General features: G+C 70.0%; 6 protein-coding genes and 2 tRNA genes. 3 read left to right on the top strand and 5 right to left on the bottom strand.

The features are described from left to right. On the top strand, window positions 1–773 hold a 773-nt coding region (locus BM249_RS09695; protein ID WP_143103727.1), incomplete at its 5' end, for a polysaccharide biosynthesis/export family protein. 75 nt (window positions 774–848) lie between these two features. Here the strand turns inward: BM249_RS09695 and BM249_RS09690 are convergent. The 4 genes from BM249_RS09690 to BM249_RS09675 form a co-directional block, all read right to left on the bottom strand. After that, a complete protein-coding gene (locus tag BM249_RS09690; protein WP_091971252.1) occupies window positions 849–2,225 on the bottom strand; it encodes an aminotransferase class I/II-fold pyridoxal phosphate-dependent enzyme in 1,377 nt (458 codons plus the stop codon). After that, complete coding sequence (locus BM249_RS09685) at window positions 2,222–9,643, bottom strand: type I polyketide synthase (RefSeq protein ID WP_091971250.1); 7,422 nt, start codon at window positions 9,641–9,643, stop codon at window positions 2,222–2,224. The genes BM249_RS09690 and BM249_RS09685 overlap by 4 nt, the downstream gene beginning before the upstream one ends. Window positions 9,644–10,198: 555 nt before the next feature. Beyond that, window positions 10,199–12,343: a glycosyltransferase family 2 protein gene (locus BM249_RS09680; protein ID WP_244528667.1), complete on the bottom strand. Its 2,145-nt coding sequence runs from the start codon at window positions 12,341–12,343 to the stop codon at window positions 10,199–10,201. Window positions 12,344–12,354: 11 nt separating this feature from the next. After that, complete coding sequence (locus BM249_RS09675; RefSeq protein WP_091971248.1) at window positions 12,355–13,401, bottom strand: hypothetical protein; 1,047 nt, start codon at window positions 13,399–13,401, stop codon at window positions 12,355–12,357. Between the two features lie 236 nt (window positions 13,402–13,637). Between BM249_RS09675 and BM249_RS09670 the strand changes: the two genes are divergently transcribed. Continuing rightward, window positions 13,638–13,712 (top strand) — tRNA-Val (locus BM249_RS09670). Between the two features lie 180 nt (window positions 13,713–13,892). Here the strand turns inward: BM249_RS09670 and BM249_RS09665 are convergent. Beyond that, a tRNA-His gene (locus BM249_RS09665) sits at window positions 13,893–13,969 on the bottom strand. A 139-nt stretch (window positions 13,970–14,108) separates the two neighbouring features. On the opposite strand from BM249_RS09665, the gene BM249_RS09660 reads away from it, so the two are divergent. After that, window positions 14,109–15,929, top strand: a complete 1,821-nt coding sequence (locus BM249_RS09660) for a chloride channel protein (protein ID WP_091971246.1) — start codon at window positions 14,109–14,111, stop codon at window positions 15,927–15,929. Window positions 15,930–15,942: the final 13 nt, after the last annotated feature.

Genomic DNA, 15,942 nt, shown 5'->3' with positions numbered 1-15,942 from the left:
TGCCGTATGCCGGGCGCATCCAGGTCGCCGGCCGCCGGCCCCAGGACGTCCAGGCCCTCATCGAGACCGAACTCGCCGGCAAGGCGATCCAGCCCCAGGTCCTCGTCTCCGTGACGAAGCCGATCTCGCAGAGCGTCACCGTCTCGGGCGAGGCCGTGGGCGGCGCCCGGGTGCCGCTCTCGGGCAAGGGCGACCGCCTCCTCGACGTCGTGGCCACCGCCGGCGGCGTGAGGGCCCCCGTCAACGAGACCTTCGTGCGGCTGTCGCGCGGCAACGTCACCGCCACGGTGCCGCTCACCACGGTGGTCTCCAACCCGCGCGAAAACATCTTCCTGCGGCCCAACGACGTGCTCACCCTCGTGCGCGATCCCCAGACCTTCCTGGCGGTGGGCGCGCTCGGCAACTCCACCGAGCTGCCGTTCCAGGCCGAGGGCATCACCCTGGCCCAGGCCCTGGCCAAGGCACGCGGCCTGTCCGACTTCCAGGCGGACCCGGCCGGCACCTTCGTGTTCCGGTTCGAGCCCGCCGCCGTGGTGCGCCGCCTCAAGCCCGGCAGCCCGCTGCTGGGCACGCCCCTGGTGCCCGTGGTCTACCGGATCAACATGCGCGATCCCAACAGCCTGTTCCTCACCCAGGCCTTCCGCATGCGCAACCGCGACCTCGTCTACGTCTCCAACGCTCCCTTCACCGAGGTCCAGAAGGTCCTCTCGGTGTTCTCCACCGTCACCGCCCCCGTCGCCGCCGGCGCGTCGATCTACAGCGTCTCCCGCTGAGCGCGACAACCTTCCGGACATGAAAACGGGCCCTCGCGGGCCCGTTTCTCATTGGGTCGGTGGGAAGCGGAAACCCTACGGCTTACCGCGCTTCGCCATCAGCTGCTCGATGAGCGAGCCGCCCTTCTCGATCTCATGCAACTCTTCCGCCACGGCATCCACGGTCTCGCGGATCTGCTCCGGCGTGTGCTCGGAGGTGATGAAGAAGCGCAGGCGTGAGGCGCGCTCCGGCACGGCCGGATGGATGATCGGCTGCACGTTGATGCCCCGCTTGTAAAGGCGGTCCGACAGGGTGACGGATTTCAGCGAGTCGCCGACGATGACCGGGATCACCGCGAGGCCCAGACTCGTGCCCGTGTCGAGGCCGTGCTTCTTCGCGCAGGCGAGGAACAGGTTGCCGTTCTGACGCAGGCGCTCGACCCGGTGCGGCTCGGCATGCATGAGGGCAAGGGCCGCCTCGGCGGCGGCGGCCAGCGGCGGCGACAGGCCGACGCTGTAGATGAAGCCACCCGCCGTGCACTTGAGATATTCGATGAGGGCCGACGGTCCGGCGATGTAGCCGCCGCAGGTGGACAGGGTCTTCGACAGCGTCCCCATCCAGATGTCGACCCCGCGCGGATCGACATCGCAATGCTCGGCCAGACCGATACCGGTGCGGCCCAGCACCCCGAGGCCGTGGGCGTCGTCCACCATCAGCCACGCGTCGTAGCGCTGCTTCAGGGCGATGAGGGCGGCGAGGTCAGGCGCATCGCCGTCCATGCTGTAGAGGCCCTCGACCACGATGAGGGCGCGGCGGTGCTCGTGCCGGGTGGCGCCCAGCAGGGTCTCGAGGGCGTCGAGGTCGTTGTGGGAGAACGAGCGGCGCTGAGCCCCCGAGAGCTGTGCCCCCGTGACGATGCTGTTGTGGGAGAGCGCGTCGTGGAAGATCACGTCGCCCGGCTCCATCAGGGCGCCGAGGGTGGTGACGTTGGTGGCGTGCCCGCTCACCATCACGACGCAGGCTTCCGTGTCGTAATGGTCGGCGAGCGCCTGTTCCAGGGAGATGTGTCCCGGGCGCTCGCCGGCCACGATGCGGCTCGCGGACGCCGAGGTGCCGAACTCCTCGATGGCCCTGGCGGCGGCGGCGTTCACATCCGGATGGCCGTTGAGGCCGAGATAGTCATAGGACGAGAAGTTGACGAAGCTCTTGCCGGCGATGCGGGTGTTGGCGCCGGCCTTGGTCTCGTGGACGCGGAAGAACGGATTGCCGAGGCCGATGAGATCGGCGGCCGAGCGCTGCAGGCGCAGCTCGCGGTAGCCCGGCAGGGTCTCGAAGTTTTGCACCGAGGGGTCGGCCGCCGGCCGTGCGGAGGCGCGGGCGGGGGCCGGCCGGTTGGTGTTGCGGCCGAGGCGATTCGTGACGAAGCCCGCGAGCGCCGCGCGCCCGCCGTCCGGTCTGGCGGGATTGCTCATGGCAGAATCTCTTTGATCACGAGGCTGTTCTCTTCGACCAGCGCGTGGAAGGGTTCGAGGGTCCGGACGTCGACGCCCTCGCTGGCATGGCGCTGGGCCAGGCTCATGACGGCGGCCGAAGCTTCGTCCACGGGGGCCGAGATCGACTGGATCAGGGTCTCGGTGAGTTCGTTCACGGTCAGGCCCGACGAGATGCCCGAAGGCGGGGCTTCGAGGGCGAAGCGTTCCTGCAGGCTCGCGCCGAGTTCGACACCCATGAGCGAATCGAGGCCGATCTCGGACAGGTGGCGCACGCGGCTGATGTCGTCCTTCGGCAGACGCAGGATGCGGGCGATGTCCTCGACAATGGCGTCGGCCACGGTCTTGCGCACCGTATCGATGTCCTGGGTCTTGAGCAGGGTGCCGATGTTGATGGCCGCCACCGTACCGGCTTCCATCTGCTGATCCGAGCCGAGTTCGACGTAGCTCGGACTCTTCATCGTGGCGAGGCGCTCGCGGGCCTTGCCCCAATGCATGGACGCGATGGCGATGACCGCGTCGTCGCTGGCGCTGCCCTGGCCCTTCAGGGCCTCGGCCATGAGGTCGAGGCAGTGGCGGGCATCCATGGGGGTGACGCCGACGCGACCCGCCAGGGTCTCCATCACGGCGCGGTTGCGGGCGAGGACACCGACATCGCCGATGGCGCCCCAGGCGACGGCGAGGGCTGGCAAACCAGCCTTGCGACGGCGTCGGGCGAGCCCCTCCATGAAGCCGTTGGCGGCGACGTAGGAGCCCTGGCCGGGATTGCCGATGAAGGTCGTGGCCGAGGAGAACAGGACGAAATAGTCGAGGCTGCGCGAGCGCGTCGCCGCATCGAGGTGCTCGGCGCCGATCACCTTCGGGCGGATGACCGCGTCGAGGGCCGCCGCGTCGATATTGGCGATGAGTCCGTCCTGCAGCACCATGGCGCCGTGGATCACGCCGGCGAGCTTTCTGCCGCCGCGCTCGACCTCGGCCAGGAGAGTCTCCACCCCCTGGCGGCTGGTGATGTCGCAGACCTTGGCCTGGACCTCGATGCCGCGCCCCGTGAGCTCGGCCAGGAGCGCCTTGGCCTCGTCGCTCTCGGCCCCTTTTCGGCCGACGAGAACGATGTGCTGCGCGCCCCTGTCGGCGAGCCAGCGCGCGGCTTCGAGACCGAAACCGCCCAGACCGCCGGTGACGAGGTGAACGCCCTCGGCGTCGATGGAGAAGGCCGAGGTCGGAGCCGTCATGACGCTTCCGGCCTTCGGCGGCGCGATCACGATCTTACCGACATGCCCCGATTGCTGCATGAGGCGGAAGGCGTCCGAAACCTCGTCCGCCGTGAACGGCTGGTACGGCAGGGGCTTCAAGCCGCCTTCGTTGAAGAGGGCCATGACCTCGCGGAACAGCCGCGCCCCGTCCTCGCCCTGGTGCTGGAGCACCTGATCGAGGTCGACGCCGAAATACGACAGGTTCCGGCGGAACGGACGCAAGCCGATATGGGTGTTGGCGACGTAGTCGCGCTTGCCGAGTTCGATGAAGCGTCCGAACGGCTTGAGGCAGTTGAGGCTGCGCTCCATGGCTTCGCCGAACAGGCTGTTCAGGACCACGCCGACCCCGTCGCCGGTGATGCGGCGGACATCGTCAACGAAGGCGAGGGAGCGCGAATCGAGGACGTGCTCGGCGCCGAGCGCCTTCACCAGGGCGCGCTTCTCGCGCGATCCGGCCGTGGCAATGACGCGGGCCCCCTTGAGCTTGGCGATCTGGAGCGCGGCGAGACCGACGCCGCCGGCGCCGCCATGGACGAGGACCCACTCACCGCGCCGCAGGCGGGCGCAGCTCACGAGGCCGTAATAGGCCGTGAGGAAGGCCACCGGCACCGTGGCGGCGGCCTGCGGATCGAGGCCGGGAGGGCTCGGCGCCACCACGAGTTCGGGCACGACGATATGGGTCGCGAAGCCCGACTGCGCGAAGGCGACGACGCGGTCACCAACCTTGAAGGCGTTGACGCCCTTGCCGACGGAGAGAACGCGGCCTGCGACCTCGAGGCCGAGGCGCGGACCGGCGAAGCCGTCCTCCAGGATTTCCTCGGGGAGCATCGAGAGGGCCCAGAGGACGTCGCGGAAGTTGAGGCCCGTCGCCTCGACGGCGATCTCGACCTCACCGCGTCCGGGTGCGCGGCGCTCGGCCGGGCCCCAGGCCATCTCGTTGAGACCGCCGGTGTTGCTGCGCTCCAGGCGAGCGGCGGGGGCCGGCACCGCATCTGCGGCGGGGCGGCGGGACACCTGCCCCGGCGAGAACCGGATCACCCGGGTCTGGTCGGGATCGAGGACGATCTCGGTCTCGTCCGTGCCCGACAGGATGAGGTCACGCAGACGCTCGGCGGCGAGCTTGGTGGTGAGGGCATCGGTGACGTCGATGCGGCGGACATCGAGGTTGGCGACCTCGTTGGCGAGCGTCCGGGTGAAGGCCCAGACGCCGGCCTCCACGGAGCCGTTGGCGTCGCCGTCGTCGCGGGTGGCGCCGGGGCAGACCACCCAGAGCCGGGTCTGACGACTGCCGAGGTGCTCGACGCAGCGCTTCAGACTGAGGCAACGGTCGCGCAGACGGTCGGAAGCCGGCCCTTCGGTGTTGAAGGCGCCCGCCAGGAACACCACCGTGTCGGGAGTTTCGCGCTCGAGTTCGAGCAGGGATTGCTCGGAATCGAGGATGATGGAGACGTGGACTCCGCCCGCGACCAGCAGGGTCGCCAGGGACGAGGCGGTCTCGGCCGCGTAGGCGTCGTGCGAGCCGATGATGAACGCGAAGGTCTGCCCGGCGGCGGGCTTGGCGCGCACGGGGGCCTCGGCGATGAGGAGAAGGTCGTCGCCGTTATCGGAGACCGCGCGATCGACGGCGACACGCACGAGGCCGGTGTCGCTGAGCGAACGCTGCCAGCCGGTGATGTCGTCGAGGCGGCCCATGGGCATGTCGCCCGTGACCTCGAACCAGTCCGGGGTCAGGCCGAACACGAGGTCGCGGAACAGGGAGGCGCCGGGCTCGACGGCGATGAGGAAGCCGCCCGTGGCCAGGGCATCGGCGACGCCCTGCAGAACGCCGCGCGCGGAGCGGTGCAGCACGTCGCTGGCCAGGATCGCGTCGAATCCGCCGGGCGTGAGCTCGGCCGCGTCCTCGATGATCGTGACGCCGCGCGGTAGGGCGAGGCGAGCGCGCTCGGCGAGGCGCCGGTCGGCCTCGAACACCGAGAGCTGCGCTTCGATACCGTCGGCGAAGGCAGCGGCCTGGGCCGAGAGCGGGCCGAACCCGACCTGCAGCACCCGCAGGGCGCGATCGCGGGGCAGGGCGGCGGCGCCCGCCTCGACGATCCGGGCGATGACATCGGCGGACGCCCGGGCCGTGGCGCTGCGCAGGATGAAAGCGTCGAGGGCGTTCTGCGATAGGGTCGGGGCGTGGACGAGATCGCCCGCGAGCAGGCGGCCAACCACGGCGCCGATATCGGCAGTGAGCACGAGTTCGGCCGAGAGGTCCGGATGATCGGCGGCGATCCAGCGCATGATCTCGTCGGGCGCCGGCAGGGTCACGTCCTTGCGCAGAGTCCAACGGTCACCCGCCAGGGTGGCGAGGCCGCTGCTTTCTAGGGCGTAGAGGGCGTTGAGCAGCCACGGGCGCATGGTCTCGGGCACGCGCTCGTCGATGGCGACGGCGCCCGAGCGCTGCAGCCCCTCCGCGAGGCGGTAGGCCATGGAGGTGGCCCAGCCTTCCAGCAGCAGGTGGCCGGGGGCGAGGGGGGCGTCGGCTGCCGCGAAGGCCGCCTTGGCCGGGGACCTCACGGCCTCGGCGATGCGCTGGCGCCGGTCGAGGGGGATCGCCGTGGGCTCGGTCGCGCGTTCGGGGCGCTGCGCGATGGCATACGCAGCGAGTTCATTGCCGCCCTTGGCGCGCAGGGCCTGGAACCGGCCCTCGCGCAGGGTGGCGATCACCTCGCCCGCCGCATCCACCAGGGTGAAGTCGGCCAGGATGCTGCGCTCGTTGGCGCGGCGCGTCTTGATCATCGCCCGCGCGATGACGGCGCCGGGCTTCACCAAGCGGATCTCGCCGAAGCGCACGGGCACATAGGCCTTGGTCGAGCCTTCGCCCATGAGGCCGGCGAACAGCAGGATGAGGCCGTGGAAGCAGGAATCGAGGCGCGCCGGCACGAGGCCGAAGCGTGGATCGGCCTCCGCGGGCAGGAGTTCGGAGACGATGGTGGTCTCGTCGAGGCGGGCGGAGTGGGCGACCTGACGGAAGCTCGGACCGAAGCCGAGGCCCGAGGCGGCGGCGATCCGATAGAGGGCCTCGCCGTCCACGGCCTGCTCGCCGGGCTCCGGAATGTCCTGGCGCGAGGGCGCCTGGAAGGTGCCGTCGACGATCTTGGCCGCCGCATGGAGTTGCCACGCGGCCTGGGTCAGGCGGGGACGGCTCAGGATCTGGATGCCGTTGCCGGAGCCCGAGACCCGAACCATGACCTCGCGCAGGGAGTCCTCGCCGAACACCATCGGCGACTGGATCTCGAACTCGGCCAACACGACGCTGTCGCTGCGCATGGCCTCGCGGGCGACGCCGAGCGCCATCTCGATGAAGGCCGCGCCCGGCAGGATCGCCTGACCGTCGATGCGGTGGTCGTCGAGCTCCGGCACCGTGGCGATGTCGACATGGCCGTGCCACTCGAGGCCGTCGAGGGTGACGCGGGCGCCGTAGAGGGGATGATAGGCGCGCGGCGTGGTGGCGCCGACGCCCTCCGTGGTCTCGGCGAGGCGGAAGGTGCGGCGCTGCCAGGGATAGAGCGGCAGGGACACGTCGCCCGCCGGATTCCGGCCGAACACCGTCGCTTCATCGACGGCCGCGCCTTGCACGAGGGCGGCGGCCAGGGTCCGAGCGATGGGATCGCCGCCGGCCTGCTTGCGATGGAGCACGCCGATGGTGGCGTTCTCGATGCCGAGTGGCTCGATGGCGTCGCCGATATGCGACAGGAGGGTGGCGCGGGGGCCGACCTCGACGAACACGCGCGCACCCTGGCGGGTGGCTTCCTGCACGGCCTGGGCGAAGCGCACGGGCTCGCGGATGTTGCGCCACCAGTAAGTGGCTCCGAACTCGGCGCCCGGCAGGACCGTGCCGGTCACGGTGGAGACCATGGCGGTGGTACCGGCATGGGGCTTGAGGCCGGCGAGATCGCGCAGGAGCGGCTTCTCGGTCGGGTTCATGAGCCGGCCGTGGAAGGGATATTCGAGGTCGAGCTTGCGCCCGCGCCGGCGCTTGCGCGCGAGCGCCTTCATGGCGGCGTCGATATCGGCCACCGGCCCCGCCACGGTGACGGCCTTGGGGCTGTTGTAGGCGGCGATGTCGAGGCTCGGGTAATCGGCGAGGAACAGCTCGATCTCGTCGACGGGGGCCAGCAGCACCGCCATGGTGCCGAGGCCGCGCGTCGATTCCTGATGCTGGCTGCGGAAGAAGATCACTTTCACGGCCTGTTCGAGGCTGAGAATGCCGGCAGCTTCCGCCGCCGCGATCTCGCCGACGCTGTGGCCGAGGACGTATTTCGGATGCAGACCACGGGCGCGCAGGGCCGTGGTCGAGGCGCTGGAGATCGCGAAGATCAGGGGCTGCGACACCCGGGTCAGGACGAGGCGCGTCTCGAGATCCTCGGCGAACAGGGCCTCCTTGAGCGACCAGTCGGCGAGGTCGAGGAACAGCGTGTCGATCCGGTCGAAGGCCGCGCGGAAGACCGCGTTCTCTTCGTAGGCTTCGCGGCCCATGCCGGCCCATTGGCTGCCGTTGCCGGAATACACGAAGGCGACCTCGGCGGCGCGATCGACGGCGGTGCCGATGAGAGCGGCCTCGGTGTCCTCGGCCTCGCCGACGGCGCGCAGGACGCTGGGCAGGTCGGCGTCGAGGGGGATCGCGAGGCGCGAGGACAGGCGCTCGCGGCGATGCGCGGCGGCGGCGGCGATGCGCGCCGCCTCCGCCGGGGCGGCCCCATCGAAGCGGTCGGCGTAATCGAGGGCGAGCTCATTGAGGGCCGCGCGGCTTTGGGCCGACAGCAACAGAACCTCGGGGGCACCGCCGGCCTCGGCCGGAGCCGTCTCGGCCGCGACGCGCTCACCATCGGTCAGGACGACGTGTGCGTTGGTGCCGCCGAAGCCGAAGGAATTGACGCCGGCGAAGCGCTCGGTGCGCCCGCGCGGGATGGCGAGGGGCTGGTTCACCACCTGCAGGTTCAGGTCGCCGAACGGAATGTCGGGGTTGAGCTCGGCGGCGTGGAGGGAGGCGGGCACGAGGTCGTGCTCGAGGGCGAGGCTGGCTTTCAGCAGGCCGGCGAGGCCGGAGACCGGCTCGGTGTGGCCGATATTGGTCTTGATGGAGCCTATGGGCAGGGGCGCGCGGCGGGGCTTCCCGAGCTTGCCACCGATGGCCCCGGCCTCGATGGGATCGCCCACGGGGGTGCCGGTGCCGTGGGCTTCCACGAACACCACCTTGTCGAGGTCAATCTCGGCCTCACGATAGACCTGCTCCAGGAGCGCGCCCTGCGCGTAGCCCGAGGGGAGGGAGATGCCGGTGGTGCGACCGTCCGAATTGACCCCGCTCGCCGCGATGACGCCCCGCACGGTGTTGCCATCGCGAGCCGCCGCCTTCGCCGATTGCAGCACGAGGACAACGCCGCCTTCGGAACGGACGTAGCCGTCGGCCTGGGCCGAGAAGGCGCTGCACAGGCCGCGCCGCGACAGCATCTGGGCGTTGGAGAAGCAGATGAAGTTGAACGGGCTCGCCAGGAGATTGACGCCGGCCACCACCGCCGTGTCGATCCGGCCGCTGGCAATGGCGGCCACGGCCGCGTCGAGGGCGACGAGGGACGACGAGCACGCCGTGTCGACGGTGAAACTCGGACCCTTCAGGTCGTAGATGTAGGAGATGCGATTCGACAGGATCGAGAGGGTGTTGCCCGTGGCGGCGTAGGCATCACCCGAAGCGGTGTCGAGGATGCGCAGATTGCCGTAATCCAGCGACGAGGCGCCCACGAACACGCCGATCTGCGTGCCGGCCACCGCCGAGGGGCGCAGGCCCGCATCCTCCAGGGCCTCCCAGGTGAGTTCGAGGAGGAGCCGCTGCTGCGGATCCATCTGCTCGGCCTCGCGCGGCGAGATGCCGAACACGCCCGGATCGAACGCCCAGATCTCGTCGAGGACACCGGCCGACCACGTATAGCTCTTGCCGCGCTCCTGGGCTCGGGGATGCCCGAACCGGCTGAGCGACCAGCGATCCTCGGGGATCCGGCCGACGGCGCAGCGGGCTTCCGTCAGGAGCTGCCACAGACCCTCGACATTCGAGGCACCCGGAAGGCGGCAGGCACGACCGATGATCGCGATGTCTGTACGTTGTGTCACGTTCGATTCGCACGCGCTCTTGAACGGGGAACGAGACCGGCCGCGGGAGGCCGGGCAATCCGTCCGATCCTTAGTATGGCACCGGGATGGTGTCCAACACGGGGGAGGGGACGGGCGAGGATCGCGCGAGAAACATCGGTTCGCTCGGGCGTGGTCTTTGAATGATCCGCGCGGTTTCGATGAAGAAAGACCGGCGGATCGAGATATCGGTCCGCTTACGTTCTGCGGATCTTCGGAGACTCTCTCCGAGACGGCATGACAAGGCCCTCGGTGCCGGAACGCGACTTCGAATTCGACTGACGCGGATCGGTCATGGGTCCCTCGGAATACCGGGATGGATCGGGTGCGGGCTCGAGGGCCCTGCGCCCGGAAGACGCCGCGGTTTCCACGGCCTTGCCGCCTCTATCATCCCGACTTCGAGCAATTCCAAGGCAGCGCCGTACCCTGGAAGTCACACTCAACACGAGATCGCAGAGGAGGCTGCCGCAGTGCAGCGGCGCTCGCCCCCTATCACACCAATTCCATGCCGCAGCGCAACAGGCCGAAGGACGCATCTCAGAGGCGAAAGTGCGCCGACGCCCGGGAGAGATTGGGATTGTAATATGGATCGGCCCGAAGCTGCGGCTCCCAGCGCGCCTGCATCACCCGGGTCTCGGCCTCGAAGCGGGCGCGCTTCTCCGGCGTATCCTCCGGGCCGCGACTCTTTGATTCGTGGTGGATAAGGCGCGCATGCGGCGTCCAGACGTTGCGGTAGCCCGCCGCACGCAGGCGCAGACAGAGATCCACATCGTTGAAGGCCACGGCGAGGTGCCGGGCATCGAAGCCGCCGACCTCCTCGAACACCGCCGCACGCACGGCGAGGCAAGCTCCGGTCACGGCGGAGACTTCCTGGGTCAGCACCATCCGGGCGAAATAGCCCGGTTCCTCGCCCGGCAGGCCGAGATGGCTGTGGCCCGCCACACCGCCAACCCCCAGGACGATGCCCCCATGCTGGAGGGTGCCGTCTGGATAGAGCAGTTTGGCTCCCACCGCCCCGACAGTCGGATCGAGGACACAGGACACCATCTGGGCGAGCCAGCCGGGCTCGACGATCTCGACATCGTTGTTGAGGAACAGCAGGACCGTCCCCGTCGCGGCGGCGGCGCCCCGGTTCGACAAATCCGAAAAATTGAACGGCCCCGGCACCGGCAGCACCCGCAGGCGGGTCTCACCCGCATGGGCCGTGAACAGGGCCTGCGTGACCGCCTCGCGGCTGTCGTTGTCGACCACGACGACCTCGAGATCCGGATAATCCGTGGCGGTGAACAGCCCGGCGAGCACCTGCGCCAGGAGATCCGCCCGGTCGCGGGTGGGGATGACCACCGAGACGCGCGGCGCCGGATCGGGCAGGGGCCGCACGAGGCGGTTGAAGCCGAGCGGCCCGCGTTCGGCCCTGGCCCCGAACGCGGCGGCCACTTCGGCGAGTGCCTGCAATCGGGCGGATTCGGCCTGCGCCAGGGCCCGGTCCGAGAAGGTGCCGGAGCCCCCGGCGGCGCGCCAGTGATAGAGCACCTTCGGGATATGGTGAACCCGCTCCGGCGCGAGCCCGGCGGTGAGGCGCAGGAGCAGGTCGTGGTCCTGGCTGCCCTCGAAGCCGGGCCGCAGGCCGCCGAGCGCCCGCACGGCGTCGGTCCGGATCACGGTGAGGTGGTTGATGTAGTTCTGCCCGTAGAGCAGTTCGCGGTCGAAGCCCGACTTGAAATGCGGCTCGAAACGGCGCCCGCGCCCGTCGATCTTGTCCTCGTCGCTGTAGACGAGCACGAGGTTTGGATCGGCCCGGACGGCCTCCGCGACGTGGAACAGGGCGGTCTCCGCCAGGGCGTCGTCGTGGTCGAGGAACGCGACGTAGGCCCCTCGGGCCATGGCCAGGGCATCGTTGGTCGCCCGCGCGATGTGACCGTTGACACCGCGCCGCATCACCCGGATGCGCGGGTCGGCGGCTTCATGGGCGGCGAGGCGCCGCTGCACCGCCGGATCGGTGGACGCGTCGTCGACGACGCAGAGCTCCCAATGGGGATAGAGTTGTGCCCGAACCGAGCGCAGGGCCGCTTCGAGCACCCGTGGGGCAGGATCGTGGACCGGCATCAAAATGGAAATGAGGGGGGGAGCCTCCCAGGCCGCTGCCGTGGCGCGGATGCCGGCTCGCCCGGCGGCGTCGAGGCTGTCGAAACGCCGGATCCAGGCCTGGTAGCCCGTGCCCCGGCGGTGGGCCAGCGCCGCGCCGAGGAGGCCGCGCCCCCGCACCTTCAAGCCGAGGCTACGCCAGTACAAGGCCCGAACGGTCCGGGGGGGACTGCGTAGGGCCGCGCGGGCGAGGAGGGCGAGGCGCCCGCGCCGGCGAATCACGACATCCGCGACGGCGAAGGGCCTCCCCGGCGCCAGGGGGGTGAGCACGAGGGCCCGCCCCCCCTCGGGCAGTCGGCCAGTCCAGGCGAAGGCGTCGCCCCCCAACGCCTCCTCCGGAAGGATCGCGCCCTGATCTCCGTGTGCCAAGACGGTCAGGAGCAGGCGACCGATGCCGCCGCTACCGGGAACGCGGAACCGGATCGTCACCCAGGCACCGTCGAGGCCGATCCCCGCGAGATCGAGGCGCAGGGTCTCCCCGTCGGTCGTGAAGGCACGCACGCCACCGGGCAGGCGGGCGACCAGCGGAGCGGGCACTTTCCCCACGCTCAGACCGTCCACCCCTTGGCGACGGCCCCGTGCACGGCATCCGCCATGGCGACGTCGAACACCAGCATGTCCTGCGCCACCCGCAGTCCGCGCAGGCGCGCGGCCAGGGCCAGGACCGTCTCCGGAATCGGCTCGGGCTCCGGCACGGCGGCCTCGATACCGAGGCGGTCGAACACCGTGGTGCAGAACGCCTCGTAGAACGCGCGGTGGCCGACGATCCCGACACGGGCCAGGATCTCGATGGCGACGATGGAATTGCCCGGGGTGAGGCGGTCGTCGGGCAGCTTGGTGCCGAACTGGCGCGCCAGGGGATTGTAGAGCAGGCGGTAGGCCGATTCCGGCATCATCCGGAAGAAGCGCTTGAGACTCTTCACGTCGTCGTAATCGTAGTCGCCGGCGAAATCGGCCGCTTCGGCGAGGCGGCCGAAGCGCCAGGCCTGGGCCGGATCGACGGCCAGGGCGGTCCGCGCCTTCAGCCAGAGCATCCGGGTGGCCATCTCGACGTAGGGATCGTGGACGAGGGCCGTGGTGAGGAAATTGTCGCTGGCGAAGAACCCTTCGTAGCGCGGCACAATGATCGACCCGGTGATGAGCGAGGACGACAGCCACGGACTCTCGAACAGAACCCGCAGCACCTCGTCCGAAAGGCGCCCGACACCGAGGTAACTCTGCTGGAACCAGTCGAACAGGACCGCCGGCAGACGGGTCTCCGGATTGATGCTCGTGTCGACGAACAAAACCTTGCCGGTGCGCAAGCCCTCCCGGCGGCTGCGCCGGTAGATGAGGACGTTGGTGTCGGTGTCGTAGATCTCGACGCGCCCGGCCTCGGCCAAGCCGGGGACTTCTTCCGGGGTGAGCCGGAACACGCACTGCCCCGTGGAGTGCCAGCCATTGGCGCGGATGCCGTCATCGGTGATCGAGGCGGCGACCTCGGCGACGCGCCGTCCCTCCACGGCGACGAAGACGCGGCTGATGGCCAGGGGATTGTCCGGGACAACCCAGCACCGGATCTCATCACCCTGGTCGTAATCGACGTAGAATCGCATTCCTCACCGCTGCTCGATGGTGTCGCCGTCCCGGAAGGGTCGGCGCGCCCTCTCGGGGATCCTCTCGGACCGTCGGCCACGGGCTTTAGCGCACTTTGAGACGCGGCGCACAAGAATGGGGCGCGCCGTTGCATCGAAGGAAACGTGCGGAAGATCGATCGGAAGCCGCCTTTGCGCTTGCGCCCCCGAAACCGAGAAGCTATAGCCCCCTCACCGGCGAGGAACGCCGCCGGTGAGGGCGCTTAGCTCAGCGGTAGAGCACTACCTTGACATGGTAGGGGTCACAGGTTCGAACCCTGTAGTGCCCACCATTCCACTTCATAGTGGTTTGGATGGATTGAAGAATGGCTCCCTCGCGGGGGCCTTTTTTCGTTTCCACCCCTCGCTGTCCTTCAGACAAGCCGCCGGAGCCTGGCCGCGCATCCGAGACCGCGCAAGAAAAAAAGGGGTCGGCGCTAGCGCCAACCCCTTCCGGACCTTCGAGAAATCGATGGTACCACCGCCCCGGCTCGAACGGGGGACCCCCAGATCCACAATCTGGTGCTCTAACCAACTGAGCTACGGCGGCACTGAGGGGGCTGTATCGTGAGCCGCCGGGCTTTTCAAGCGCCTGGTGGCAATCTGCGGGAGATTGTGTGGATGAAGCGAGCGGGGTCCGCCCCCGAAACGGATCGACGCCCCGGCGCGGCCCACTTACACCGTCCCAGATGAAGGCACCGCGCTCGCCCTACGGTCTCGTGTTCGCCCAGGCCCCGGCCCGGGTGCGGGCCCTGGTACGGGGCAGCGAGATCGGCCTCGTCGTCCTGGCGGCGCTAGCGGGGTGCGGCGCGGGCATCGCCGTCGCGGTCATGGGGCTGGCGGCTCAGACGGTCCGCGAATGGCTCTACGGTCTGCCGCACGGCGCCCGCCTCAGCGCCACCCAGGATCTGTCGGCCCCGACCCTTCTCCTCGCGCCGGCGGCGGGGGGCGTCCTCCTCGGGCTCCTCGGTCTCTGGCTCGCCCGATGGCGGGGGCGGCGCCCCCACGCCGTCATCGACCCCATCGAGGCCAATGCCCTGCATGGCGGCCGGATGTCCGTGCGGGGGTCGGGCCTCGTCGCCCTCCAGAACACGATCTCGAACGGGAGCGGCGCCTCCGTCGGTCTCGAGGCCGGTTACACCCAGATCGGTGCCGCCCTCGCGTCGCGCCTCGGGCGGGCGTTCGAACTGCGCCGGAGCGACCAGCGCACCCTGGTGGGCTGCGGCGCGGCGGCCGCCATCGCGGCCGCATTCGGGGCGCCCCTCACGGGGGCCTTCTACGCCTTCGAACTCATCATCGGCACCTATTCCATCGCCACCCTGACCCCGGTGGTGGTGGCGGCCCTGAGCGGCAGCGTCGTCGCGGGCGCCCTCGCGGCGCGGCTGCCCCTCGTCGCCGTCGAGGGGGCGGAGGCCCTGGCGACCCGGCCGATCAGTGCCGCCGACACCCTGCCGGCCCTCGGCCTCGGCCTCGCCTGCGCCGCCCTCGGCATCGCGATCATGCGTGGCGTCACCCTGGTGGAGGCCGGCATCCGGGCAAGCCGGCTCCCGCCCCCGGTGGCGCCGGCGCTTGGCGGCCTATGCGTCGGCGCCCTGGCCGTCGCGGTCTCGCCGCAGGTGCTCTCGGGCGGCCACGGAGCGCTGCACCTGCATCTCGGCGACCCCGCGACGCGGCTGGGCGTGGCCGGCCTCGCCCTCCTGTTCCTCGCGAAAGCCGCCGCCTCGGCAATTTCCATCGGCTCTGGTTTCCGGGGCGGCCTGTTCTTCGCGTCCCTGTTCCTCGGGGCGCTCGCGGGCGGCCTGTTCGCGGACCTGGTGCCGGGCCTCGCCACCTTCGCGCCGACCTCCCTCGCCTATGCGGTGATCGGCATGAGCGCGCTGGCCGTCGCGGTCATCGGCGGCCCCTTGACCATGACCTTCCTGACCCTCGAACTCACGGGGAGCTTTCCCATCACCGGCCTGGTGCTGGTGTCGGTCATCGCCTCTTCCCTCGCCGTGCGGAAGACCTTCGGCTACTCCTTCGCCACGTGGCGCTTCCACCTGCGCGGCGAGAGCATCCGCAGCGCCCACGATGTCGGCTGGATCCGGACCCTGACGGTGGACACCCTGATGCGGCGGGAGGTCGCCACCGTGCCGGCCGCCATGCCGCTGGCGGCGTTTCTCGCGGACCATCCCCTCGGATCACCCTCGCGGATCGTGGCGGTGGACGAGGCCGGGCGCTATGCGGGTCTCATCCGGGTGCCCGAGGCCCATGCGGCCGCGCGGGATGCCGACGGCACCATACCGACCCTCGCGTCGCTCCTGCGCCAGCGCGGCGATGTCCTGACGCCGGACATGAACGCCAAGGCGGCGGCGGCGGCGTTCGACCGCGCCGAGAGCGAGGCGCTGGCCGTCGTCGATAGCCTCGATACGCAGCGGGTGGTCGGCCTCTTGACGGAAAGCCACACCCTGAAGCGCTACAGCGAGGAACTCGACCGGCAGCGCCGGGCCATGCTGGGCGAGACCGCCTGATCGCTCTCCCCTG

This window comes from Methylobacterium gossipiicola (assembly GCF_900113485.1).
GTDB lineage: Bacteria > Pseudomonadota > Alphaproteobacteria > Rhizobiales > Beijerinckiaceae > Methylobacterium > Methylobacterium gossipiicola.
Note: the sequence above shows the minus strand (reverse complement) of the source record. Positions and strands in the feature narration are given on the sequence as shown.